26 protein-coding genes are annotated in these 21527 nt (G+C 68.1%); 12 read left to right on the top strand and 14 right to left on the bottom strand.

Going from position 1 to position 21527, the window contains the following annotated elements; all coding sequences use genetic code 11:
- Window positions 1–3: 3 nt before the first annotated feature.
- The 8 genes from ACQPYM_RS06085 to ACQPYM_RS06050 all read right to left on the bottom strand — a co-directional run bounded on the left by ACQPYM_RS06085 (window position 4) and on the right by ACQPYM_RS06050 (window position 5072).
- A complete protein-coding gene (locus ACQPYM_RS06085; RefSeq protein WP_433016103.1) occupies window positions 4–309 on the bottom strand; it encodes an NIPSNAP family protein in 306 nt (101 codons plus the stop codon).
- 18 nt (window positions 310–327) lie between these two features.
- Window positions 328–681, bottom strand: coding sequence for a hypothetical protein (locus tag ACQPYM_RS06080; RefSeq protein ID WP_433016100.1), 354 nt, complete (start codon window positions 679–681; stop codon window positions 328–330).
- Between the two features lie 87 nt (window positions 682–768).
- Window positions 769–1611: a helix-turn-helix domain-containing protein gene (locus tag ACQPYM_RS06075; protein WP_433016097.1), complete on the bottom strand. Its 843-nt coding sequence runs from the start codon at window positions 1609–1611 to the stop codon at window positions 769–771.
- 44 nt (window positions 1612–1655) lie between these two features.
- Window positions 1656–1970, bottom strand: coding sequence for a DMT family transporter (locus ACQPYM_RS06070; RefSeq protein ID WP_433016094.1), 315 nt, complete (start codon window positions 1968–1970; stop codon window positions 1656–1658).
- A 77-nt stretch (window positions 1971–2047) separates the two neighbouring features.
- Complete coding sequence (locus ACQPYM_RS06065; RefSeq protein WP_433016091.1) at window positions 2048–2365, bottom strand: MerR family transcriptional regulator; 318 nt, start codon at window positions 2363–2365, stop codon at window positions 2048–2050.
- A 384-nt stretch (window positions 2366–2749) separates the two neighbouring features.
- Window positions 2750–3514, bottom strand: coding sequence for a MerR family transcriptional regulator (locus ACQPYM_RS06060; RefSeq protein WP_433016088.1), 765 nt, complete (start codon window positions 3512–3514; stop codon window positions 2750–2752).
- A gap of 14 nt (window positions 3515–3528) precedes the next feature.
- Window positions 3529–4296, bottom strand: coding sequence for an ABC transporter permease (locus tag ACQPYM_RS06055; protein ID WP_433016085.1), 768 nt, complete (start codon window positions 4294–4296; stop codon window positions 3529–3531).
- The gene (locus ACQPYM_RS06050) at window positions 4293–5072 is read right to left on the bottom strand and encodes an ABC transporter ATP-binding protein (RefSeq protein ID WP_433016082.1); all 780 of its coding nucleotides are present in this window, start codon (window positions 5070–5072) and stop codon (window positions 4293–4295) included. The genes ACQPYM_RS06055 and ACQPYM_RS06050 overlap by 4 nt, the downstream gene beginning before the upstream one ends.
- A 129-nt stretch (window positions 5073–5201) precedes the next feature.
- On the opposite strand from ACQPYM_RS06050, the gene ACQPYM_RS06045 reads away from it, so the two are divergent.
- The gene (locus ACQPYM_RS06045) at window positions 5202–5414 is read left to right on the top strand and encodes a DUF1918 domain-containing protein (RefSeq protein WP_433016079.1); all 213 of its coding nucleotides are present in this window, start codon (window positions 5202–5204) and stop codon (window positions 5412–5414) included.
- Window positions 5415–5418: 4 nt separating this feature from the next.
- Here the strand turns inward: ACQPYM_RS06045 and ACQPYM_RS06040 are convergent, their stop codons facing one another.
- Window positions 5419–6084, bottom strand: coding sequence for a response regulator (locus ACQPYM_RS06040; protein WP_433016076.1), 666 nt, complete (start codon window positions 6082–6084; stop codon window positions 5419–5421).
- Complete coding sequence (locus ACQPYM_RS06035) at window positions 6081–7145, bottom strand: sensor histidine kinase (protein WP_433016073.1); 1065 nt, start codon at window positions 7143–7145, stop codon at window positions 6081–6083. Before ACQPYM_RS06035 ends, ACQPYM_RS06040 begins: the two co-directional genes overlap by 4 nt.
- A gap of 143 nt (window positions 7146–7288) precedes the next feature.
- On the opposite strand from ACQPYM_RS06035, the gene ACQPYM_RS06030 reads away from it, so the two are divergent.
- The 4 genes from ACQPYM_RS06030 (at window position 7289) to ACQPYM_RS06015 (ending at window position 10702) form a co-directional block, all read left to right on the top strand.
- Window positions 7289–8221 carry an ABC transporter ATP-binding protein gene (locus tag ACQPYM_RS06030; RefSeq protein ID WP_433016070.1) on the top strand — a complete coding sequence of 311 codons (933 nt, stop codon included), beginning with the start codon at window positions 7289–7291 and terminating at the stop codon, window positions 8219–8221.
- Window positions 8221–9636 carry an ABC transporter permease subunit gene (locus ACQPYM_RS06025; RefSeq protein WP_433016067.1) on the top strand — a complete coding sequence of 472 codons (1416 nt, stop codon included), beginning with the start codon at window positions 8221–8223 and terminating at the stop codon, window positions 9634–9636. The genes ACQPYM_RS06030 and ACQPYM_RS06025 overlap by 1 nt, the downstream gene beginning before the upstream one ends.
- Before the next feature lie 8 nt (window positions 9637–9644).
- Window positions 9645–10421: an ABC transporter permease gene (locus ACQPYM_RS06020; RefSeq protein ID WP_433016064.1), complete on the top strand. Its 777-nt coding sequence runs from the start codon at window positions 9645–9647 to the stop codon at window positions 10419–10421.
- 71 nt (window positions 10422–10492) lie between these two features.
- On the top strand, window positions 10493–10702 hold the full coding sequence (locus ACQPYM_RS06015; RefSeq protein ID WP_433016061.1) for a three-helix bundle dimerization domain-containing protein: 210 nt from the start codon (window positions 10493–10495) through the stop codon (window positions 10700–10702).
- A gap of 15 nt (window positions 10703–10717) precedes the next feature.
- Here ACQPYM_RS06015 and ACQPYM_RS06010 read toward each other — a convergent pair whose 3' ends face one another.
- Window positions 10718–11320, bottom strand: a complete 603-nt coding sequence (locus ACQPYM_RS06010) for a helix-turn-helix domain-containing protein (RefSeq protein ID WP_433016058.1) — start codon at window positions 11318–11320, stop codon at window positions 10718–10720.
- A 70-nt stretch (window positions 11321–11390) separates the two neighbouring features.
- On the opposite strand from ACQPYM_RS06010, the gene ACQPYM_RS06005 reads away from it, so the two are divergent.
- From ACQPYM_RS06005 to ACQPYM_RS05980, 6 genes are all read left to right on the top strand, one after another.
- Window positions 11391–11645, top strand: a complete 255-nt coding sequence (locus ACQPYM_RS06005; protein ID WP_433016055.1) for a hypothetical protein — start codon at window positions 11391–11393, stop codon at window positions 11643–11645.
- A 42-nt stretch (window positions 11646–11687) separates the two neighbouring features.
- Window positions 11688–12296 (top strand): TetR/AcrR family transcriptional regulator, encoded by a 609-nt coding sequence (locus ACQPYM_RS06000; protein ID WP_433016052.1) that lies wholly within the window; start codon window positions 11688–11690, stop codon window positions 12294–12296.
- A 64-nt stretch (window positions 12297–12360) separates the two neighbouring features.
- Complete coding sequence (gene panB, locus ACQPYM_RS05995) at window positions 12361–13203, top strand: 3-methyl-2-oxobutanoate hydroxymethyltransferase (protein WP_433016049.1); 843 nt, start codon at window positions 12361–12363, stop codon at window positions 13201–13203.
- Between the two features lie 23 nt (window positions 13204–13226).
- Window positions 13227–14174: an NAD(P)/FAD-dependent oxidoreductase gene (locus ACQPYM_RS05990; protein ID WP_433016046.1), complete on the top strand. Its 948-nt coding sequence runs from the start codon at window positions 13227–13229 to the stop codon at window positions 14172–14174.
- Between the two features lie 200 nt (window positions 14175–14374).
- Window positions 14375–14953: a dihydrofolate reductase family protein gene (locus ACQPYM_RS05985; protein WP_433016043.1), complete on the top strand. Its 579-nt coding sequence runs from the start codon at window positions 14375–14377 to the stop codon at window positions 14951–14953.
- Window positions 14954–14993: 40 nt separating this feature from the next.
- Entirely contained in the window at window positions 14994–16235 is a 1242-nt protein-coding gene (locus ACQPYM_RS05980; protein ID WP_433016040.1) for an MFS transporter, read from the top strand.
- Here the strand turns inward: ACQPYM_RS05980 and ACQPYM_RS05975 are convergent.
- From ACQPYM_RS05975 to ACQPYM_RS05965, 3 genes are all read right to left on the bottom strand, one after another.
- A complete protein-coding gene (locus tag ACQPYM_RS05975; protein ID WP_433016037.1) occupies window positions 16225–17007 on the bottom strand; it encodes a hypothetical protein in 783 nt (260 codons plus the stop codon). The two genes, ACQPYM_RS05980 and ACQPYM_RS05975, sit on opposite strands and share 11 nt — an antisense overlap.
- On the bottom strand, window positions 17004–17534 hold the full coding sequence (locus tag ACQPYM_RS05970) for a SigE family RNA polymerase sigma factor (protein ID WP_433016034.1): 531 nt from the start codon (window positions 17532–17534) through the stop codon (window positions 17004–17006). Before ACQPYM_RS05970 ends, ACQPYM_RS05975 begins: the two co-directional genes overlap by 4 nt.
- A 128-nt stretch (window positions 17535–17662) precedes the next feature.
- Window positions 17663–18280: an expansin EXLX1 family cellulose-binding protein gene (locus ACQPYM_RS05965; protein ID WP_433016031.1), complete on the bottom strand. Its 618-nt coding sequence runs from the start codon at window positions 18278–18280 to the stop codon at window positions 17663–17665.
- A gap of 590 nt (window positions 18281–18870) precedes the next feature.
- Between ACQPYM_RS05965 and ACQPYM_RS05960 the strand changes: the two genes are divergently transcribed.
- The gene (locus ACQPYM_RS05960) at window positions 18871–21510 is read left to right on the top strand and encodes a COG1470 family protein (RefSeq protein ID WP_433016028.1); all 2640 of its coding nucleotides are present in this window, start codon (window positions 18871–18873) and stop codon (window positions 21508–21510) included.
- The last annotated feature ends 17 nt before the right edge of the window (window positions 21511–21527 follow it).

Genomic DNA, 21527 nt, shown 5'->3' with positions numbered 1-21527 from the left:
GCCTCAGTCCGCGAGTGGGCGCATGAAGGTCCGGTCGTAGCGGAGTACGCAGCCGCTGTCGTTCCTGATCTTGTCCGCGGCAAGGAAGTCCGGGTCGACACCGAACAGTTCCCGGTACTTCTCGTACGCCGCGAAGCTCGGGAAACTGAACAACGCGATGGCCCGGTCACTGGCGCCCTCACTCGGCAGGTAGTAGCCGTGATGGGTGCCGCCATGGCGATTCACCAGCTCGACCCAGCGCCGGCCGAACTCCTCGAACGCCTCGATCTTCGCCGGATCGATCACGTAGTCGACAACACAGGTGATCATCTACGGTGGTTCTCCTCGTCAGGCCTGCTGCACTTCCTGGACGAAGATGATCTTGTTCCCCGCGGGGTCCACCGCCTCGGCCAGCTTGATGAAACCGTAGTCGTTCACCTCGACCACCTCCACGCCGGCAGCCGCGCAGTCGGAGCACTGCTTGGCGACATCCACGACGCCGACGACCACAGTGCTACCGCCGGCCGCCTCGGGATTGACGGCCACCTGGATCCAGGCCTTCTCGGCCAACTGCCATTCGGCGACGCCATCCATCGGCTTGACATCAGGACCGCGCCCGATCCACTTCTGGTACCACGTCACCGCCTCCGCGTGATCGGTGACGGGCAGCACGCCGACCACATTCACAAAGTTCGATTCCATTGAGGTGCGCTCCTCCGATTTCGGCGTCTGAACGCCTCCAGGCTAAGGACATCGAGAGCTCGCGTCTTGGAAAAAACCGGCCGGTGCTCAGTCGGCCAGCGCCTGGGCGAGGGATTCGGGATACGGGGTGGCGGTGCGGAACTGGCTGGGTGACATTCCCGCGAACTCCCGGAATTCCAGGTTCATGTGCGCGTGGTCGTAGTACCCGTGCTTGAGCGCTGTTTCGCTCAACGGATCTGGAGCGGCAGGGAGTGCGGCCGCCAGTTCGCGGAAGCGGATGATGCGGGAGAACAGTTTGGGTTTCACGCCGACCTGCTGCTCGAACAGGCTGGTGAAACGCTTCGGCGAGGCGCCGACCCGCTCGACGATCTTCCCGATCGGCAGCTTCCCGCCGGTGCTTTCGATCTCGGCCACGGCGTAGGCGACCGCCGGATCGGTCGTGGTGTGGTCCGCGAGCCGCTGCGTGATCCAGCGGACCAGCAGCCGCATGCGCTCCACATCTGAGCCCGCCTCGTCGAGCTGCTCGGCGAGCCGCCGCGCCTCGCTGCCGATGATGTCGTGCAGATCGACCGCTGCCCCGGTCAGCTCGTACTGCGGAACACCGAAGAGCGCGAAAGCCCCCGCGGGCCGAAGCCGTACGCCGAGTAGGCGCGACTTCGCGGGCGTGTCGATCACGAGTGGCGCCACGAGCATCCCGGTCAGGCACGATGCCGGACACGCTCCGGCGGGCTGGCCCTCGACCACGCGAAACGGAGCGTCCAACTGCACGATCAGGTCGAGTTCACCCGTCGGATAGAGCCGCTGCCGCTGTTCGAGCTTCCCGTCGAAAAGCCAGACGGACTGGACCAGACCCGCGAGCGCACCGGGCCGGCAGACGGCCTGCGTCCACGTGCCCAGCTCGGACTCTTCACGCCAGAAGACGGGGTCCATGAACCGAGGCTACAACTCGCCGCGGTCAGCTCGGGCAGACGCGATCAGTGGGTCAGCTTGAGGCCCAGGACGCAGCCGATGATGCCGGCCAGAAAGAGGATTTTCAGGACGGAGGCCGGCTCGCCGTCGAACGCCATCGCGTAGGCGACGGTGAGCACGGCGCCGATCCCGACCCAGACGGCGTACGACGTACCGACCGGGAGATCGCGCATGGCGAAGGCGAGACCGCCCATACTCAGGGCGAGTGCCACGACGAACACCACCGTCGGAACGAGTTTGGTGAACCCCTCGGACTTCCCCAGAGCCGTTGCCCAGACCGCCTCGAGAGCGCCCGAGACCACCAGCACCAACCAGGCCATCCTCGTTCCTCCTGCTCTCTACGCCTGTCTGCACACGTGCTCTTCGCGCCCGCTCTGCGCCTGACCCGGCGTCAGGGTCAGCCCTGTTCGCGCCGCTGCTCGTTGATTCGCAGCGCCTCGGCGAGTTGATCCTCCAAGATGATGATCCGGCAGGCTGCCTCGAGCGCGGTGCCCTGGTCGACGAGTTCGCGCGCACGGGCGGCCAGCCGCAGCTGGTAGCGGGAGTACCGGCGGTGTCCGCCGTCGGACCGCTGCGGGGTGATCAGCTTCGCCTCGTCGAGACTGCGCAGAAACCCGGGCGTCGTCCCGAGCATCTCCGCGGCCCGGCCCATCGTGTAGGCGGGGTAGTCGTCATCGTCGAAACTGGCCGGCCCGGTGGTCGGGGCTGTGGTCATCTGGCCTCCGTGCACAGATCTGGGGTCATCGCGCCTCCATGCCGAAGGGCCCCGGTGCCGAAGCACCGGGGCCCGAGTACGGAACTACAACTGCAACTGCTGACTACAAAACTGCGAACTACAACTACAAAACTGCGAACTGCAATGTGCACATCATGCATCCGGTCAAGCCGGGAACCCCTTGCGACCACTGGCTCCAGCGACTCTGACGGATCCTGGCGCGAAACCCAGGCCCCTTCACCGATCGGCCCGGCGGAGTCCGCCGTACTACGTACTTCAGGAATTTTGGACAGATCGGAAGCTGTCCACGTCAGCCTTGCTGTTCTTCTCTGTCAACACGAGGAACACTACACAGACCACGCAGCAATGTCTAATCCGGCCAGGTTAGATTTTCTGCACCCGCTCGATCCGGGTCCAGCCCTTCCAGCCCCGCTCCGCCAGGATCGACAGAATCCGCTCCGCGACCGGCGAAGCCTCGACCACGGTCGCGTCCAGCAGCTCGACGAAGGGCTGCTCGAACCCGTCGTCGCCCACCTCGCCGGCTTCCACCGCGCGGATCACCAGCCGCTCGAGGACGTCGGCGAACTCGACCACCCGCGGATCGTCGACCGTGCAGTCCTGCATCCCGTCGATCAGGGCGTAGAGCCGCACCATGTCGGGGTCGTTCAGATCCTCGTGCTTCTTGGCCATCACCACGTCGATCTGGTCGGGAACCTGGGCGGCGACCATGATCCACGCGTCCCGCTCCTGTTCGATGTACCACTCCCCGACGCCGAGAGCACGCAGCCGGTCGAGGTACCCCACGACGCTCCGCGGCAGCGCGAGGTGTTCACCGGTCGCGAGCCGGGCCAGCCGTTTGCGGGTGTCCTGCAGCCGCCGTACCTCTGCCCGCAGCTCCTTGTCGATCTCCTGGATGCCCTCGGCGAACTGCTCCGTACTGGCGTCGAGAAGCTCCTGCACCCGGGCGAGCGGCACACCGGCATCGGCCAGCGTGCGAATCCGGATCAGCCGCGCAACCGCCGCCGCGTTGTAGGTCCGGTACCCCGAGTCGTTGCGCTCGGGCTCCGGGAGCAACCCGATCTGGTGGTAGTGGCGAACCGCCCGCACCGTCACCCCGGCGTACCGGGCCAGCTGGCTGATCGTGAGCATGGCCTTACCTTGCCTCAGGCAATCTTCCGGCGATAGGCGGTCATCGCGAAGAAGTACGCCACGACGAGGATTCCCACGCACCAGGCCAGCGCGATCCAGAGGTCGTCACCCACCGGCTGCTCGGCGAAGAGGTTCCGGAGCGTGTTGACGATCGACGTCACCGGCTGGTTCTCGGCGAACCAGCGCACCGGGCCGGGCATGGTCTGAGTCGGCACGAACGCCGAGCTGAGGAACGGCAGGAAGATGAGCGGGTACGAGAAGACACCCGCGCCCTCGACCGATCCCGCGGACAGGCCGGCGATCACGGCGAGCCAGGTCAGCGCGAGGGTGAACAGGACCAGGATGCCGACCACGCCGAGCCAGGCCGATACTGCGGCGCCGGAGCGGAAGCCCATCAGCACGGCGACGGCCACCACGATCACCAGCGAGATCACGTTGGCGACCAGCGAGGTCAGGACGTGGGCCCACAGCACGCCTGAGCGCGCGATCGGCATCGACTGGAACCGCTCGAAGATCCCGCTCTCCAGATCCGTGAACAGCCGGAACGCGGTGTAGGAGATGCCCGACGCGATCGTGATCAGCAGGATGCCGGGCAGCATGTAGTCGATGTACTTCGCCGGGCCGGTCTCGATCGCGCCACCGAACACGTAGACGAACATCAGCATCATCGCGATCGGCATGATCGCGGTCGTGATGATGGTGTCGATACTGCGGGTGACGTGGCGCAGGGTCCGTCCGGTCAGGGCCGCGGTGTCACCGAGGAAGTAGCTCGCCATGGTCATTCGCCGTCCTTTCCGGTTGTGCCGACGACGGCGAAGAAGACGTCTTCGAGGGTCGGCTGCTTCTCGACGTACTCGACCTTGGCCGGTGGCAGCAGTTGCTTGAGCTCGGCGAGCGTGCCGTTCACGATGATCCGGCCCTGGTGCAGGATCGCGATCCGGCCGGCGAGCTGCTCGGCCTCCTCGAGATGCTGCGTCGTGAGCAGCACCGTCGTACCGCGTCCCGCCAGCCCCTTCACGGTTTCCCACACCTCGATCCGCGCCTCGGGGTCGAGCCCGGTCGTCGGCTCGTCCAGGAAGATCACCGGCGGATCCCCGATCAGGCTCATCGCGATGTCCAGCCGGCGCCGCATACCCCCGGAGTACGTCGAGACCTTCCGCGCGCCCGCGTCGGTCAGCGAGAACCGACGGAGCAGGTCGTCGGCGACCGCGCCCGGATCCGGGAGATGCCGCAGTTTGGCGATCAGGACGAGATTCTCCCGCCCGCTGAGGACGTTGTCGACGGCCGCGAACTGGCCGGTCAGGCTGATCAACTCCCGCACCTGCGCCGGTTGCGTGCCGACGTCGAAACCGTTGACGCCGGCCGTACCCGCGTCGGGCTTCAGCAGCGTGGCGAGGATCCGCACGATCGTGGTTTTGCCCGCCCCGTTCGAGCCGAGCAACGCAAAGATGCTGCCCCGCTCCACGGCGAAGTCCACCCCCCGCAGTACCGCCAGTTCGCCGTACGACTTCTCCAGCCCCTGGACCCGGACCGCCGGCCCTTCGATCACCATCGTCATCACCTTTCCTCGGCTTCAGCCCAAGGATCGAGGGTTGACGCAGCGTCAAGGTCAAGCCCAGTCCTTGCCCCGGCGCCCGGACCGGTCAAAGCTGGAGACAGGTACGGATCACCCCGAGAGGAGCAGACCATGAAGGCGACCCCCGGCAACTGGCTGATGATCGAAGGCGCCCACTTGAACGACCCGAAACGCCACGGCCAGATCCTCGAGGTCCGCGGCACCGACGGCGCACCCCCGTACGTCGTCCGCTGGGACGACACCGGCACCGAAACCATCGTCATCCCGACCAGCGGCGCCCACGTCCTGACCGAAGAAGAGATGAAGCGCCGCGAGAACCACTGAGCCCCTAGCGGCCGCCGGGGACGACCAGCCCTGACTCGTACGCGACGACCACCGCCTGGGTACGGTCCCGGAGACCGAGCTTGGCCAGCACCCGGCTGACGTGGGTCTTGACCGTTTCCTCGCCCACCACCAGCCTGGCCGCGATCTCCGGGTTGGACAGCCCTTCGGCGATCAACCGGAGTACTTCGGTCTCCCGCGGGGTCAGCAACTCCAGGAGTACCGGCGATTCCGGCGACCGACGGCGCAACCGCGCGAACTCCGCGATCAGCCGGCGGGTCACTGTGGGAGCCAGCAGCGCCTCTCCCGCGGCGACCACCCGGACCGCGTCGAAAAGCCGTTCCGACGTCATGTCCTTGAGCAGGAAGCCACTCGCCCCGGCGCGCAGCGCGTCGTACACGTGCTCGTCGAGATCGAAGGTGGTCAGCATGAGCACCCGGGTGCTGTCCGCTGCCGTGATCCGGGCGGTCGCCTCGATCCCGTCCATCACGGGCATCCGCACATCCATCAGCACGACGTCCGGCCGGTGCAGCTCGCAGGCCCGGACGGCCTCGGCGCCGTCGCCCGCGGTCGCCACCACGGTGAAGTCCTGCTGAGTTCCGAGCAGCGCCGCGAAACCGTCGCGAACGACCTGCTGATCGTCCACCACCACGATGCGCACGTCGGCGGTCATCCGGTCACCGCCGGCTCGGCAACCGGTCGCGGCAGGGTGGCCTCGACCTGGAACCCGTTCACCGGTGCGGGACCGGTGGTCAGCCGACCGCCGACCGTCGCGGCACGCTCCCGCATTCCCAGCAAGCCGTGGCCATCACCCGACTGCTCAGGAGCCGGGCCCGGGCCGTTGTCGCGAACCCGCAGCCGCAGCTCGTCGGCGCGGTACTCCAGCTCGACATCCACCGCGGCTCCGGGCGCGTGCCGGCGGACGTTGGTCAGCGCTTCCTGGACGATCCGGTAGGCGATCAGTTCGAGGCCCGGATCGAGTGGACCGACGGTGCCGTGAACGATCAGCCGGGTGCTCGCGCCGGCCGAGTCGCGGGCCTCGTCGACCAGCTCGACCAGTTGTTGCAGCCCTGGTTGGGGTTTGCGGGTCGGCTCGCCGCCCGCATCCTCCCGCAGTACTCCGAGCAGTCGCCGCATCTCGGTGAGCGCGGCGCGGGCCGTGTCGCCGATCGCGACCAGCCGGTCGGCTCCTTCCGGCGGCAGGCCGGCCGTGGTCAACCGTGCCGTCTCCGCCTGGACGGCGATCATCGAGATGTGATGGGCGACGACGTCGTGCAGTTCGCGGGCGATCCGGGCCCGCTCACCGCGCAGAGCGTGTTCCAGCAGGGTGTCCGCGACCACGCGGCTGGACACCTCGAGAGCCGCCGCTCGCTTGAGCTGCCTGCGGCGGCGGGTTGCGGCAGCCGCTCCGACAAGACAGACCACGGCGCCCAGCGCGACGAGCCCCGCCACGGTCGCTCGCTGGAACGCGATGAGGCTCAGCACAGTGGCACTCACGACAACAGTCGCCGCGACCGCGAGGTGCTCCCGCGCCGCGGCCAGTGGCGCGGTGGTGGCAAGTCCGAGCAGGAGCGCGATCGACAGGTTCGCCCCGGTGCCCTGGAGCCGGATCACGGTCTCGCTCGCGGCAGCCGTCCCCAGCGCGACAGCAGCCAGGACCGGCCACTCCGGCGTACCGGTGATCCGCCGGCCCACCGCGGCGACCCGGTCGACGACCCTGTCTGCCTGCGTCACAGTGCCCATTGTCACCGGTCCCGGCCGGTACGGCGTCCCCCGCCCGAGGGATGCCTGCCGGTGGGGCTCACCGGTATCCGGGACGCCGAGAACCGCCCGCCGGTGTGACGACCGGACCGCCTGTGGCTACTTAGCCTGATCGCATGCCAGCAACCATCGAAGTCAGCGGCTTGCGGAAGTCCTACGGCTCCAAGCTCGCGGTGGACGACCTGTCCTTCACCGTGCGGCCTGGCCAGGTCACCGGTTTTGTCGGCCCGAACGGAGCCGGCAAGTCGACGACGATGCGGATCATTCTCGGCCTGGACGCCACCGACGCGGGTTCCGCGCTGATCGACGGCCGGCGCTATCAGACGTTGCGCGCGCCGCTGCGCCACGTCGGCGCGCTGCTGGACGCCGGTGCGTTCCATCCGGGTCGCCGGGCCCGCGATCATCTGCTCTGGATGGCGCAGTACAACGGCCTGCCGGCGCGGCGCGTGGACGAGGTACTGGAGCAGGTCGGCCTGGCAGCGGTCGCTCGCCGACGCGCCGGAACCTTCTCGCTGGGTATGCGGCAACGCCTCGGGATCGGAGCGGCCCTGCTCGGCGATCCAGCGGTGCTGTTGCTCGACGAACCGGTGAACGGTCTCGATCCGGAAGGCATTCAGTGGATCCGGGGCCTGCTGCGTTCGCTGGCGGCGGAGGGCCGGGCCGTCCTGATCTCCAGCCACCTGATGAGCGAACTGGAGGACAGCGCCGGCCATCTCGTTGTCATCGGCAACGGCCGGCTGATCGCCGACACCACGGTCAGCGAACTGCTCGCGACCGCCTCCGGTGGCCGGGTCCTGCTCCGCACTCCGGAACTGCCCGAGGCGATGACCGTCCTGGCCAACGCCGGCGCGACCGTCGCCGGCACGGACCGCGGTGCGATGACGGTGTCGGGGCTGCCCGCGGAGCGGATCGTGGCGATCCTCGCCGAGCATCGCATCCAGGTGTCGGAGGTCTCCAGCCATCGGGCCTCGCTCGAAGAGGCCTACATGGAACTCACCCGCGATGCCGTCGAGTTCGGCGCCACAACGACTGCCGGGAAGCAGGCGTGATGACGTCGCCGGACCGGCTGGTTGGTCGAGGCCGTGACGGCTTCGATCGGTTCCTGCTGGCCGAGTGGACCAAGCTCCGGTCGGTGCCGCGCTGGGGCCTGACGCTGTTGACGGCTGTGCTCCTGACCATCTTGATCGCGTTGCTCACGGCAACCAGTAGCAGTTCCTCGGCGCAGGGATCCGGTGGCGGCGACAAGGCCGCAGCGTTGCCGTCAGCCTTTCTGGACGAGGGGTTCTTCGTTTTCCGGCCGCTGGCCGGCGACGGCAGTATCACCGCCCGGGTGGCCGCCCAGGACGACAGCGGCGAATGGGCCAAGGCCGGCCTGATGATCAGGCAAGCGGGCACCTCCGGCTCGCCGTACGCGGCGATGATGGTCACCCCGCGGAACGGCGTACGGCTGCAGCACGACTACCAGAAGGACGATGTGGCCGGTAGTTCCGGCAGGGCGCCGCGGTGGCTGCGGCTGACCCGGTCCGGCACGTCGGTCACCGGTTACGAGTCCGCCGACGGTTCCGGCTGGACCGAGGTCGGCAAGGTCGAGTTGCCCGGGCTGGGCGCGGCCGCGGAGGCCGGTCTGTTCGTCGCCTCGCCGCACCGGATGGAGATCGAGCGGCAGTTCGGTGGTGAGAACACCTCCATGGTGCCCACCCGTGGGCGTGCGGTCTTCGACAACGTCGGTACGACGGCCGCCGGTCCCTGGCAGGAACGCAACCGCTCGATCCTGCCCGAGGAGGGCGGCTGGACCGAGTCCGGCGGCATCTTCACGCTGACCGGGTCGGGGGACGTCGCGCCGTACGTGTTCGGGGACGACATCGCCAAGATGAGTCTGAGCGGGGTGCTCGCCGGGTTGATGGCGATCGTCGCGCTGGGCGTGCTGGTGATCAGTTCGGAGTACAAGCGGGGGATGATCCGGTCGACGTTCGCCGCCGCGCCGCGCCGCGGCCGGGTGCTGGCAGCCAAGGCGGTCGTGCTCGGCGGCGCCACCTTCGTCGCCGGTCTGGTCGCGAGTCTCGGCGCCTTCCTGCTGGCCCAGCCGATCCTGGAGTCCAACGGCTTCACCGGTGCGTCGCTGTCCCAGGGACCGGTACTGCGCGCCGTCGTGGGCACCGCCATCCTGGTCGCGCTGGTCGCCGTGCTCAGTCTCGCGGTCGGGGTGATCCTGCGACACAGCGCCGGCGCCATCACCGTGGTGGTCCTGCTGCTCTTCGTACCGCAGATCCTCGGCAGTGGGCTGCCGTTGTCCGCCGCACTCTGGCTCGGAAGGCTGACGCCCGCCGCCGGGTTCGCGATCCAGCAGACGGTCGAGCAGTACGACACTGCGATCACCCCGTGGGCGGGACTCGGCGTGCTCGCCGCGTACACCGCCGCAGCGCTGGCGGCGGCGTACTGGGTGCTGCGCCGGCGGGACGTGTGAGGCGCTCGATGCGAGCGGAGTGGACGAAGTTGCGGACCGTTCGGAGTACACCGTGGCTCGTTCTGGCCCTGGTCGCGGCGCTTGTGACGGTCGCGATCATGGCCACCGGCTCGGTCAGTACCTCGCGCTGCCCGTCGCCGGCCGAGTGCTTCGAGGACACCACGAAGCTGAGCCTCACCGGGGTGTGGCTCGGGCAGATCGCGGTCGTCGTCCTGGCGGTGCTGGCTGTCGGCGGTGAGTACGGCGATCGGTTGATCCACACCACGTTGACGGTGAACCCGCACCGGAGCACCGTCTTGTTGATGAAGGCAACCGTTGTCTGTGGAACGGTGCTGGTGGCAAGCACGCTGGGAGTGGCTGGGTCATTGCTCGCCGGCCGGATTCTCCTGCCCGGCAATGGATTCTCCGCAGCCAACGGGTATCCGCCGGTGTCACTGGCCGACGGTGCCACTCTGCGCGCGGCCGTTGGAACTGTGCTGTACCTGGGACTCATCGCTGTGCTGAGCCTTGGCATCGCGACCGTGGTTCGCGACACCGCCGGCAGCATCGTCTGCGTGCTCACCCTGCTCTACGTCTTTCCGATGATCGCCGCACTCGTCGCCGATCCGGTGTGGCAGGAACGGCTCCAGAAGTTCGCACCGATGACGGCGGGGCTGAGTATTCAGGCCACCACCAACCTCGATCGGCTGGCGATCGGACCGTGGCCAGGGCTCGGCGTACTGGCCGGCTATGCCGCCGGTGCGATGCTCCTGGGACTGCTCGCCTTCCGGCTCCGCGACGCCTGAACTGCTGTCCGGAGATGAACTTCAGGTGAACGCCCTTGAGTTTCGCCGGCGCGCCGCAGGATCGTAGAAAGATGAACCGCTCAGAAGAAGAACGCGCAATCGCCGAGGCTGCCGAGCGTCTCATGAAGGTGTTCCCCGACATCTCCCCTGACACCGTGGAGCGGGCTGTCGCCGAGAGCCGGCCCGAGTTCGACGGCAATCCGATCCGCGACTTCGTCCCCCTGTTCGTCGAACGAGCCGCCAAACACCGCCTCCGGAGCCTGACGACTTCGGCTCGGTAACGTGGTCGGTCGCTTTCAGGCCGTTGCGTCATCCCGGCGAAGCATCCGCGGGGGCCGCTCGCCGGGCCTGGCGAAGATGCTGAGGATCTCGACCGGCTCGTCGCCGGAGTTGCCGAACCAGTGCGGCACGGTGGTATCGAACTCGGCGACCTCGCCGGTTCCGAGCACCCAGTCGCGCTCGCCGACGACCAGCCGCAGGTCCCCGGACAGGACGTAGATCCATTCGTGGCCGTCGTGTGCACGCGGTTCGGGGGTGAGATTGCCGGCCGGGATGACGATCTTCCACACCTGCAGGCCGCCGGGCTGGCGGGTGAGCGGGATGACCGTCCGGCCCTTGACGCGGCCGGGCTTGAGGCGGACGCGGGGGTCACCGACTTCTGGCGCCCCGACGAGGTCGTCCAGCGGCACCCGGTAGTTCAGCGAGAGCACGAGCAGCAACTCCAGCGTCGGCCGCCGCTGCCCGGTCTCGAGCCGGGACAGCGTGCTCTTCGAGATACCGGTCGAAGCCGCCAGCTCGGTCAGCGTGATCCCGCGCCGGGTGCGAAACTCTTTCAGTCGCGGCCCTGCCTGCCCGAGGACGGCGGCGATGACGGGTGAGGTGTCTTCCACCAGCCCCATCCCACCGCGAATTCCCAGAAACAGCAACACTCGTTGGCGAGAAGGCTGGTACGGATCCACCCTGGTGGACATGAACCAGTACGACGAAGCGACCACCCCTCCCACACCACCGGGCCCGCCCACCAAGCATCAGTTGGCCTTCATGATCTGGCTGGCCGTCTTCCCGACCCTCACCGCACTCAACCTCGCCCTCGACGACTGGCTGAGCGGCCTGACTCCCGTACTGCGCACCTTCGTCCTCGCCACCATCGCCGTACCGATCGTCATCTACGGCCTGATGCCACAACTCCACCGCCTCCGAACCCGCCTCCTCACCCGCAACTGACCTCCGCGAACTGCCGGAGGCAGGAACTAGAATCCTTGTTCCATGGCGGCCACTCGTATTCGTAGAGCACCTGAGGAGGCTCGCCGGGCGATTCTGCAGGCGGCGGAGGAGCTGCTTGTCGAAGGGGGGCTCGAGGCCGTCAGCGTCCGGGCCGTCGCCAAGCGGATCGGGATGACCGATGCGGGCGTCGCGCACCATTTCGGTAGTCGCCAGGATCTCCTCGTCGCACTCCTCCGGCACGGCGGCCGACGGATCCGTGGCGCGGTCGAAGAGGCGGTCGCCGGCTGGGCCGACAGCCAGGCGGATATCAACGGATTGATCCGGACCATCGCCCGCGTCTACGACCAGGGGTACGCCGAACTCGCCGTCGCGCTGCACGCGGCAGGCTGGGAGGACCCCGGCGCGGGATTCCTGGAGCCGGTCGTCCAGATCCTGCACGACACCCGGACCCGAGTCGGGCGGCCGGGACCACTGGCCGACACTCGCCTGGCCGTGGCCGCGCTCCACCAGGCGCTCGCACTCGACGCCTTCTACGGCGCCGCCTTCCGCCGCAGCGCTGGGATCAGCGAATCCGCGGCCAAGCGACCCGGTCCGCAACGGACCTGGTGGGCCAACACACTTCGCACCGCACTCGGCCTCCCGGACGACTGAACTCAAGCCCAGAGCAGGCAGTTGTTACCTTGACAGCTCAAGGTAACGCGCACAGAGTAGTTGCATGACCCTCTCACCTGTGCTGACCCGTCCTGCCTGGCCGACCGATCGGCGGATCACGATTCGCGACCTGCAAGCCGCGACCGATCGCGGCGAGAAGTGGTCGATGCTGACCAGCTACGACACCCAGACCGCGGGCCTGATGGAACGCGCCGGCGTTCGCGCGATCCTGGTCGGCGACACGAGCGGCATGACCGTCTTCGGCCACACCGACACGATCGCCGTCACCATGGACCACCTGATCCCGATGGTGCAGGCCGTAGTACGAGGTACTGAAACCGCTTTGGTCGTGGCCGATCTGCCGTTCGGCAGCTACCAGGCCGGACCCAAACAGGCGCTGGCCAACGCCGTCAGGCACCTCAAGGAAGGCGGGGCGCAGGCCGTCAAGCTCGAGGGTGGGGGCCGCATCCGCAAGCAGGTACGACGCCTGGCCGATGCCGGCATCCCCGTCATGGGTCACCTCGGTCTGACGCCACAGAGCGTCAACGTCCTCGGCGGCGTACGTCGCGTGCAAGGCCGTGGCGAAGCGGGCGAACAACTCCTCAACGACGCACTGGCGCTCGAAGCCGCAGGAGCTTTCGCGATCGTTCTCGAATCCGTCCCAGCTGAACTGGGTCAACGGGTAACCAAGGAAATTCGCATCCCGACAGTCGGCATCGGTGCCGGACCGCACTGCGATGCTCAGATCCTGGTCTGGCAGGACCTGGCCGGCTTGACGCCCGGCCGGCTGCCGAAATTCGTCAAGAAGTACGCCGATCTCGACAAGGTCCTCGGCGAGGCCTTCGCCCGCTTCTGCAGTGAGGTCGCCGACGGCCGCTACCCCGACGACGCCCACAGCTACTCCTGATCTCGCAGAACGAGGGAGTCCAGATGAACAGCTCCGACGTGGTGGTGATCGGTGCCGGCGCTGCCGGGCTGAGCGGGGCGCTCGCACTCGTGCGGTCGCGCCGGTCAGTGCTGGTGATCGACGACGGCCGGCCGCGGAACGCCCCGGCCGGCCACCTGCACAACTTCCTGACCCGGGACGGAGCCCCGCCGAGCGAGATCTACGCCATCGGCCGCGCCGAGGTCGCCGGGTACGGCGGTCAGTTCGCGACCGGCACCGTGACGGCGATCCGACGCGGAGAGGTGTTCACGGTCGAACTGGCCGACGGTACGACGTACCGGGCCCGGCGGATCCTGGTCACGAGCGGTCTGACCGATGTGTTGCCGGAGGTGGCTGGTCTGGCTGAGCGGTGGGGCAAGGACGTGCTGCACTGCCCGTACTGCCACGGCTGGGAGGTGCGCGATCAAGCGATCGGCGTGCTGGCCATCAGCCCGCTGGCCAGCCATCAGGCACAGCTGTTCCGGCAGTTGAGCGACGACGTCACGCTGTTCCTGCACACCGCACCGAAGCTGACCGACGAGCAGCGGGAAGAGCTTGCGGCCCGCCAGATCGCTGTCGTAGAAGGCAAGGTCGAGCAGGTCGAAGTGCTGGACGGGAAGCTCGCCGGTGTCCGCCTGGGGAGTGGCAAGGTGGTGCCGCGCGATGTCCTGGCGGTCCAGCCCACTCTCTATGCCAAGGCGAGCTTCGTGACCGAGCTCGGGTTGGAGGTGTCCCCTCAGGACGTGAGAGGAATCGTGTACGGCGATGCACTCGTGGTCGACGCTCAGGGCCAGACCGCAGTACCGGGAGTCTTTGCCGCCGGCAACGTCACCGACCCGATGGCGCAGCTCGTCCACGCCGCGGGCGCGGGACTGCAGGCCGGTGCGGCGATCAACGGAGATCTGATCGCGGAGGACACCCGGTCGGCTGTCGCAGCAGTCAAGGCCGGTTGACGGGCGCCGACCGGCGTCATGCTGGGCAGCGAATTACGGCTGCAATTCGGATGGTCCACCTGCCAGGTCTGACAGAGGCGGACCTGACGTACGCCAGTCGTTGAGCCCTTCACGCGCCAGGCGTTGTCCCTGGCCGGCCAGATGTCAAACCGCGCCGGTCGGCTCCGACCCAGCAGTGACCGCTACCAAGGAGGCATCTCATGCGCAAGATCATCTACTGGGTTCACACATCGGTGGACGGCTTCATCGACGGCCCGAACGGAGAGTTCGACTGGCCGGCGATGGGCCCCGGCCTGTCGGCGTACTCCGCGGGCTTGGACAAGGGCGTGGACACCCTGCTGTTCGGGCGCCCGGTCTGGGAGATGATGGTCGGATTCTGGCCGAACGCCGAGTCGATCACCGATGACCCGCACACGGCCGCGTTCGCCCCGTTCTGGCGGGCGACACCGAAGATCGTGTTCTCCCGCAGCTACGGTGGCGACGACTGGACCAGCCGGGTCATCAGCGAGGACCTGGCCGGCGAGGTCGCCGCACTCAAGGCCCAGCCAGGCGGCGACATGCTGCTCACCGGCGGCGCCACTCTGGCCGCGGAGCTGACCGAACTCGGTCTCATCGACGATTACCACATCGCCGTCCACCCCGTAGTCCTCGGCGGCGGACGCCGCCTGTTCGCAACCCCGGAGCACCGGCACAACCTCCGGCTAGTCAACTCCCAGCTCCAGGACAACCAGGTCGTGGTGTCCCAGTACCAACTCGTCCCTCCACCCACGACGACCTGATCAACCGGGGTCGGCCCCCGGCGCCGGTTTACTGGGTGCGGTGAAGGCTCAGTGGGGTGTGTTGGCGGAGCATCGGGACTTCCGGCGGTTGTTCGGCGGTAGCTCGCTTTCGCTGCTGGGGTCGAGTGTGACGACCGTTGCGTTGCCGTTGACCGCAGTACTGGTCCTCGGCGCATCGCCGGTACAGATGGGTCTGCTGGGAGCAGTCTCGTTCCTGCCCCACCTCGTCTTGGGTCTGCCGGCCGGGGTGTGGATAGATCGGATGTCCTACCGCGGCGTCATTGTCGGTGCAGACCTGTTGGCTGCCGTTGCGCTGGCGGCAGTGCCGATTCTGGCCGCGTTGGGACTGTTGCAGATGTGGCACCTGTACGTCGTCGTCGTGGTCACAGGGGCCTGCAGCCTGTTCTCTGCGATCGCGGCTCAGTCGTTCGCCCCGATGCTGGTCCCTCCCCGCGAACTGCTGACGGCCAACAGCGCGTTCGCACTCAGCAACTCCGTCGTCGCCACCAGCGGCAGTGCCCTGGGCGGCGTACTGGTTCAGCTCCTCACCGCCCCAGTAGCGATCGCTGTCGATGCTGCCTCGTTGTTGCTGTCGGCCATCTCGAAGGCGCGGATCACCGTCACGGGACGATCGACGGCCGCCGATCTGCCCAAAGAGTCGATGTTCAAGGGCATCTGGGGTGGCGTGCGGGCGGCGCTCGAGCACCCGGCGCTACGGGCGACCACGATCGCCGCCACCGTCGGCGCTTTGGCCGGCCAGATGCAGGCGGTGATCATGGTGCTGTTCCTGGTCCATGAGCTCCGCTTGTCAGCTGGACTGGTTGGCTTGGTCATCGCAGTGGCCGGGGTCGCCGGAATCGTCGGCGCACTCATCGGAGTACAGATCACAGCCCGGCTCGGCAACGGACCCGCCTTCATCGTCGGCATGACGCTGTCAGGTCTGGCCGGGTTGGTGATGGCCGCCGCGGGAGGGCCGCCGGCACTGGTGCTGGCGGTTGTCATCCTCGCGCAACTCCTCCGCGGCTGGGGCCCAACCCTGTACGGGATCAACCAGCAGACCATCCGTCAGACCCTGGTCGCACCAGAACTCCTCGCCCGAACCCAGGCCACCTGGCGATTCCTGGTTTTCGGAATGCAGCCGATCGGCGCCCTCCTCGGCGGCACCCTCGGCGCCCTGGCAGGATTCCGCGCCACCCTGGTCATCAGCAGCCTGATCATGCTGACCGGCACCACCCTCGCGCTACTCAGCCCACTACGAACACTGCGCCTCCTCAGCGGGTGAAGCCTCCCCAGACTGTGCTGCGGCCGGCTGGGCTTTGGGCGTGGACGTTGTAGGTGTCGCGTTTGGTTTTGCGTACGCCGGTGGCGTGGTTGTACTGCGCGGCGAACTGATGCTGGCCAGTCGGCACGGTGCGGCCTGGGTTGAGGGTCCAGCGGTAGAGGAGGGCACCGGCGGACTCCTCGACGGTGACGGTGAAGTCCTCGCTTGGCAGGGTCCGCCAGCGGCCGGTGTTCCGTACGTTGCCGGTCTGGGCGATGCGCAGTTCTACGGTGAGCGACGTGAGAGGTTCGGTGGTCTTGAGGATCAGGTTGCTCTGGGCCCAGTAGATGGTGCTCTTCGGGTCCAACGAGCCTTGGGACCACAACGGGCCGTTCTGGGACCGGCTGTCTGGAGGCGGGGTCGGGCGCGAACTGGTCGGGGCCGGGCGTGGGGTCCTGCTGGTACTGCGGGCCGATGGCGTCGAAGTGGAGGTGACGACCGGGGACGCAGCGGGAGTGGTGACAGCGGGAGTGGTGACAGCTGGAGCGGGGGCGACGGCGGGTGGCGACGGAGCTCCGCCCATGGCGGCAACGGCGAGCCCACCGGTCGCCAGCGTGCCGGCGGCGACGAGGCCGACGATCGCCGCCCGCGGCCATGACCTTGCGATCGAAGGTACGCGGTGCCGGACGGTCGGGTCGGCCACGCCGCGCTCGACGCGCGCCAGAATCCTTGCGCGGTTGGGCTCGTGGGCCTCGGCGGCCTCTCGCAGCCGTCGGCTGATCTCGTCGTTCACCGGTTCCTCCTCCCTGCCGCCAGTACGCCGACTGCTTCCGCGCCGAGCAACCGTTCCAACTCGGCCATCCCCTTCGAGGTCTGGCTTTTCACCGTACCGACCGAGATGCCCAGCGCGGCGGCGGTGTCCTTCTCCGACAGGTCGAACGCGTGCCGCAGTACGACGCACGCCCGCTTGCGGAACGGCAGCCGGGTGAGCGCGGCCCGGACGTCCAGCACGCCCGCAACATCCGGCCCGTCCACCACTTCCGTACTGCGTGACCAGAACAGCGCTACCCGCCGTCGCTCGCGGACCGTACTCCGGATCCGCTCCCGCGCCAGATTGGCTACCACGCCCCGCGCGTACGCAACCGGGTGCTGCGCCGCCCGCATCCGGTCCCAGCGCTGCCATAGGGCGACCAGCGCATCGGCGGCGAGGTCATCGGCCGCGTCCTTCTCGCCGGTCAGGAGGTGGGCGAGACGCGCCAGTTCGGTGTGGTGGCGTTCGAAGAAGTCGTGGAACTCCGCGGCCGCGTCGTCGAGGAGCATCTCGCTCGGTCGCCCTCTCCCTGCGATGTGCGCGTTAACAATCGGCCGAGCGTAACAGTGCCCCTCACCGGCTGCCGGACGGCGATCGCCCGTGCGGGGCGGAGTCCTGACGACGACGGGCGGCGCGGTCAATGCCGGGCGAACTGGACCCGGGTCGGCTGCGCGACGTCCGGCTTGAGGGCGATCCCGTCGATGGTCAGGCGCTCACCGTAGATGTCGGTGACCCTGATCGCTTTGCCGCAGCCACTGCCGTCCGTGGAAAGGAAGTAGTTGTACGCCGTGCGCTTCAGCTTTCGCCAGCCGCCGGCGGTCTTGACCTCGAGCGCGGCCACCGGGTTGCGGTGACCGATCGCCTGGAGGCCGCACCAGTACTGACTGGACCCGTCCTTGTAGCGGATGGAGATCGTGCCGGATTCCGCGGGGCTCAGCAGCGTCCAGGTGATCGGGAGCCGGCCGACGGAGAGCTTGTCGAGCTTGGCGAAGGCCTGCTGGCTGAGGTCGATCTGCCCGGGTGCGCAGGGCAACGGGCACAGGTTGACTATCCGCACCGTGATGGAGGCTCCGTTGGCCGTGCGCACCCGTACGTAAGCCCCGCAGGCCTTGGCCGACTCGTAGTCGGTCTGGTTCATCGCCGCGACCATCATGGTGTCGGCCGGGCCGAAGAGGCAGGCGCCGTTACCGTCAGCTGCCTCGTAGGCGGTCGCGACGCCCTGGTACCGGACGCCGGGCTTGATCCGCCCCGCCAAGGACCCCGCCGTCCCTGTGGACGTCGCACTCGGAGTACTCGGGGTGCGCGGGGACCGCGGCGTGCTGGGAGTCACTCGAGGGCTGCGAGTAGCCGCGGGCGTCTTGCTGGAAGCAACCCGCGGGCTGCGAATACCCGCAGGCGGCGTGCCTGCGACCGAGGGCCGCGGAGTACGGCGAGATGGCCGCGGGCTCGCGACCGGCGGCTGCTTCACTGCGGTGCTGCCGTCGGCAGCCGCATCCGGAGAGCCAGAGTCAGACGGAACGGTCGCCGTGACACCCGTGCCGGACAAGTCGACGGTACGACCGGCCTCACCGCCACCCCTGGTCAGGAGCACAGCGATCAAGCAGACCACGACCCCAACGCCCAGCAGAGCCAGCGGAATACCAACAAGCCGCCGCTGCCCCTTCGGCAAGCCGCCATGCTTCGTTGTCCTCATACCCATCCGTTCACTAGATCCAGTCGACATCCACCCCTCAGTTGCCACCACCCCCCAAAAGGTTGCCGCCGCCTTCTGAAGGGTTTCTGAAGGTGAGACCGGAGACTCCGGAACAGGGGCATTTTCCGTCGCTGTCAGTAGGGGGATCGGTCATGCAGAAACCACGCCGGCTGGTAGGGGTTGCCGTTGCGGCGGCCCTGCTCGCCACCACGTTCGGCCTGGCGGCACCCGCCGCCGGGCAGACCACGGGCGGAGCGGCGGCCTCGGCTGCCGACTATCCGTTCCCGCTGCCGGACTTCAGCCATCCGGACAGTCCGCACGCTCCGCAGTTCAAGAAACACCAACTGCCACCGATGCTGGTGGTCTCCGGTCAGTTCGACGACCTGACCGACCTCAGCGAGTCCGGGACCGAGGACAAGTTCTTCCCGTTCTTCACCTTCGGCACCGTCAGCGACTACTACCTGCAGAACGGTCTCGGAGTCCTCGTCCCGGTGCCGGAGACGTACGGCGAGCGCGACAACGGCATCGTCCTGGTCGAGCTCGGCAATTCGGCCGGCTGGTTCAGCCAGGACGTCGGCGTCCGGCGGCGGACCATGCTCGACCTGGCCGACCCGTACGTCGACTTCGCCCGGTTCGACACCAACAACAACGGCCGGATCGAGAACTCCGAGTTGGTGGTGGTCACGCTGGTGACCTCACCGGATCCCACCTACTCCTGCGGCCAGACAGCCGCCGTCGGCCCTGGTCGCGCGCTGGACGGCAAGACGATCGCGTTCACCACCGCGGACGGCGGCTCGCTGACCAACAACCTGACCTTCGCGCACGAGGTCGCCCACCAGAACTTCGACCTGGCCGACCACTACGGCTTCGGCGTCGGAGCGTGGGACCTCGCGGGCCCGACCTGCGCCGGGCCGAACAACCAGATCTGGCAGGCGCCGAACGCCTGGCACCGGATGCACATCGGTGACGACAAGCCGACCGTCATCACCAAGGACCGGTACGTCACGCTGCTGCCGAACGACATGGCGCCGTACGGGTCGTATCTGCTCTACGACCCCGAACGCGGCACCGACGACTACTTCATGATCGAGGCGCGGCGCCCGGTCGCGGGCAAGTACGACCAGAACGTGCCGGACGACGGTCTGATGGTCTGGCGGGTCGACGAGCGCAACGTCCGCAGCGGGCTCGAGCACGTCCGGGGCGTCGAGATGATCCGGCCCGACGGCATGCGGACGCCGGGCTGTGTCGACCAGGACGTGGACGGCCGGACCGACGAGGATCCGGTGAACAACCTGGACGACGACGGCGACGGGTTGGTCGATGAGGACCCGCAGACGGACGGCGCCTGCTACAGCGGCAGCGACACCGACGCCTGGAACGCGTTCGACGCCCGGACGCCACAGCGCGAGATGACGGCGCCCTGGGCGGACGGTACGCCGGCCAAGGTGGCGGTACGGGCGATCGGTCACACCTTCGCGGTGCCGGCCCGGGCGATGGTGCGGGCGTTCATCGACGTCCGCGGCCCCGGCGTCCTGGTTGACGCGGCCGAGCCGAACGGCGACTCGCCGCACCCGACGCTGACCGCCGGCAGTACAACCACGTTCTCGTTCGCGGTGATGAACACCGGTGAGGCGACCGACACCTTCGAGTTCACCGAACTGGTTCCGGACGGCTGGACGGCGACCACCCAACGGATGACCCTGACGGCCGGTCAGCGGGCCACCGCGACCATCACCGTCACGGCCGGTACGGACGAACTGGTGGGTGAACGGCACACTCTGATCGCCCGCGGCCGCAGTACGACGGACTCCTCGGTCGTGACGGAGTACCCGTTCCTGGTCGACATGAACCGGCCGTCCGCGATCACCTACACCGGCGACAGCACGGTCGACCACTCGGATCCCGCCCGGTTGGCGGCTCGCGTCACGGACAAGTTCAGCGGAGCTCCGTTGGCCGGGCACAAGGTGGTCTTCAGCCACGCCGACTGGTTGACCGAGGCAACGACCGGTGCGGACGGACTAGCTACCGCATCCTGGCCCGCTGACCTGGCGCCAGGGGCGTACACCTTCACGATGTCCGCCGGCTCGAAGAACGGCTACACGGCCAGTAGCAGCACCTTCCCGATCACCGTCGAGGCGGAGAGCGCGACCCTGGCGATCACCAGTCCGACCATGTACGCCGACGACTCGGGCCAGGCGATGACGGTCAAGGTGACGGAGGAAGCAGATGGCTCGCCTGCTGATCTCGGTCGCGCCACGGTCCAGGTGCAACTGCGCTCGGCGCTGACCGGCGAGGTCCGCAACTACAGCGCGACGGCCGACACGAACGGGATCGCCACGGTCGGGGTGGACGCACCCGCCGGCCTCTGGTCCGCGACGGCCGGACTGACCGGCGGCTACTTCACCGCACCACCGATCCAGGCCGAACTGGTGGTGTTCAACCCCGACGGAGAGGTCACCGGAGCCGCGGTAGCACCTGACGGCTCGGGACGGAACGTCGTACTGACCGTGGCTGCCCGGTACGCCGACAACGCGCCCACCGGCGCGGTCACCATGACCGCCAACCGTCAGACCTTCAACGGTACGGCGCTGCGGTGGCTGGTCGTCTCGGGTACGTCGGCCGTCTTCGAGATCGGCGGCACGCTGAACAACCAACCGGCCACCCTGCGCGCGACCGTGCACACCGACGGCGACCGGGATCGCTTCTCGGTCAAGGTGACCAGCGCGACGGCCACCTACACCAGCGGCGACCTGACCGCGCGAACCGGAGCTCTCACGGTGCGCACCTCGTAGGGAAGAAGGCCTCACCG

The sequence above is a fragment of the Kribbella sp. CA-294648 genome, from assembly GCF_050943845.1.
Taxonomy (GTDB): domain Bacteria; phylum Actinomycetota; class Actinomycetes; order Propionibacteriales; family Kribbellaceae; genus Kribbella.
Note: the sequence above shows the minus strand (reverse complement) of the source record. Positions and strands in the feature narration are given on the sequence as shown.